2 protein-coding genes are annotated in these 2,567 nt (G+C 73.8%); both read left to right on the plus strand.

Annotated features, from left to right (window positions below):
• Nucleotides 1–143: 143 nt before the first annotated feature.
• Nucleotides 144–1,781: an ABC-F family ATP-binding cassette domain-containing protein gene (locus VIU94_RS33915; RefSeq protein ID WP_331917500.1), complete on the plus strand. Its 1,638-nt coding sequence runs from the start codon at nt 144–146 to the stop codon at nt 1,779–1,781.
• Nucleotides 1,781–2,191 carry a hypothetical protein gene (locus VIU94_RS33920; RefSeq protein ID WP_331917506.1) on the plus strand — a complete coding sequence of 137 codons (411 nt, stop codon included), beginning with the start codon at nt 1,781–1,783 and terminating at the stop codon, nt 2,189–2,191. The genes VIU94_RS33915 and VIU94_RS33920 overlap by 1 nt, the downstream gene beginning before the upstream one ends.
• The last annotated feature ends 376 nt before the right edge of the window (nt 2,192–2,567 follow it).

Below are 2,567 nucleotides of genomic sequence, written 5' to 3' on the forward strand. Positions count from 1 at the left end.
CGGCCGGGCGGGGACTGTCGGCTGCACGCCCGGCCGGACAGGCCCGGGCCGCACCCCCGCCCCCCGTCAGCCAGCCGCGGGTCGCCCCGCTCACCGGCCGCGGCAGCACCCCTCGTCCCCACTGACCTAGGATTCATCCCCTGATGACTGCAACCCTCGTCGCCAAGAATCTCGCCGCCGGCCACGGTGAGCGCTCCCTCTTCTCCGGGCTCGACCTCGTCGTCGGGCCTGGTGACGTCATCGGCCTCGTCGGAGTCAACGGGGCCGGGAAGTCGACGCTGCTGCGGCTGCTCGCCGGGCTCGACGCGCCCGAGGAGGGCGGGGTGGCGCTTTCGCCGCCTACCGCTGCCGTCGGGCATCTGCCGCAGGAGCCCGAGCGGCGCGCGGGGGAGACCGTGCGGGACTTCCTCGCCCGGCGCACCGGCGTCGCCGCCGCGCAGGTCGCCATGGACGAGGCCACCCAGGGCCTGGTCGACGGCGCGCCCGGCGCGGACGATGCGTACGCCGTGAGCCTGGAGCGCTGGCTGAACCTCGGCGGCGCGGACCTCGACGAGCGCGCCGAGGAGATCGCCGACTCCCTCGGCCTCACCGTCGGCCTCGACCAGCCGATGACCTCGCTCTCCGGCGGCCAGGCCGCCCGCGCCGGGCTCGCCTCGCTGCTGCTCTCCCGGTACGACGTCTTCCTGCTCGACGAGCCGACCAACGACCTCGACCTCGACGGTCTGGAGCGGCTCGAGTCCTTCGTGCAGGGCCTGCGCGCCGGCACCGTCGTGATCAGCCACGACCGCGAGTTCCTCACCCGTACCGTCACCAAGGTCCTCGAACTCGATCTCGCCCAGCAGCAGATCACCCTCTACGGCGGCGGCTACGACGCGTACCTGGAGGAGCGGGAGACCGCCCGCCGGCACGCCCGCGAGGAGTTCGAGGAGTTCGCCGACAAGAAGTCCGCCCTCGAAGGCCGCGCCCAGATGCAGCGGTCCTGGATGGACAAGGGCGTCAAGAACGCCCGTCGCAAGGCCAGCGACAACGACAAGATCGGCCGCAAGTTCCGCAGCGAGTCCAGCGAGAAGCAGGCCGCCAAGGCCCGCCAGACGCAGCGCGCCATCGAGCGCCTGGAGGTCGTGGACGAGCCCCGCAAGGAGTGGGAGCTGCGCATGGAGATCGCCGCCGCGCCCCGCTCCGGCTCGGTCGTCGCGACCCTGCGCGATGCCGAGGTCCGCCGCGGCGACTTCCGCTTCGGCCCGGCCTCGCTGCAGATCGACTGGGCGGACCGGGTCGCCATCACCGGTGCCAACGGCGCCGGCAAGTCGACCCTGCTCGCCGCGCTGCTCGGCCGGCTCCCGCTGGACTCCGGCGCGGCCACGCTCGGCTCCGGCGTCGTCGTCGGCGAGGTCGACCAGGCGCGCAAGCTGTTCCACGGTGCGGAGTCCCTGCTGGACGCGTTCTGCGCGGCCGTGCCCGACACCGAACCGGCCGAGGTACGCACTCTGCTGGCCAAGTTCGGCCTCAAGGCCGAGCACGTGCTGCGCCCGGCCACCACGCTCTCCCCGGGCGAGCGCACCCGCGCCGCCCTCGCCCTGCTCCAGGGCCGGGGTGTGAACCTGCTGGTCCTCGACGAGCCGACCAACCACCTGGACCTGCCGGCCATCGAACAGCTCGAGTCCGCCCTGGACTCGTACAGCGGCACCCTGCTCCTGGTCACCCACGACCGCCGGATGCTGGACGCCGTCCACACGACGCGCCGCCTGGAGGTCGCGGCCGGAAAGGTGATCGAGCACTGATGAACGCCACGGACCCACGGATCGACCGGCTGGTCGGGATGCTCGACGACCTCGAAGCGGACGTCGACGAGACCATCGACCTGGCCGACGAACTCGCGGCGACCGAGGACCGGTCCCTGCTGCCGGGCCTCGAAGCGGGCCTCGACCACGCGCTGCGCGAACGGAACTCCTACGCCCGCGAGGTCCTCGGCGGCGTGATCGGCACGATCGGCGGCCCGGAGACGCTGCCGCTCCTGGTCCGAGCCTCCGCCGTCGACCTCGGCGACGACCAGGACGGCCTGGCGACGGAGATCGCCGACCTGGTCGCCGCGGAACCGAAGAAGGCCCGTACGCTCCTCCAGCCCCTGGTCATGGACGACGACCTCACCGTCGCCAACCGCGCGGAGTGGGCGCTCCGGTTCGCCGGATAGCGCGTCCGCACACGTACGGCGCGCGGGCTCTGCAGGGCTGGAGGCACCTCCTGCGCGTGGCACACAGAGCGCGGCACGCAGGACTGAGCGCGGCACGCAGGACGGAGCGAGGCGCACAGCCCTGAGCGCGGCGCACAGCCCTGCGCACGTGCGCGCGGCGCCCAACCCCGCGCACCCCGCCCACGACGACGGGCCCGGCCTTTCGGCCGGGCCCGTCCTCGTTCACTCAGGTCGCCGTCAGCGGCCGCCGCGCCGCTTGCCGCCGTTGCCCTCGTTCAGGAGGCCGGCCTTGCGGAGGGCGTCTGCCATCGCGCTGTTCGCCGGGGCGGGGGCCTGGCCGCGGTTGCGGTCGCCGCCGCGACCGGCACCGGCGCGG

This window comes from Streptomyces sp., from assembly GCF_036566765.1.
Classification (GTDB): domain Bacteria; phylum Actinomycetota; class Actinomycetes; order Streptomycetales; family Streptomycetaceae; genus Streptomyces.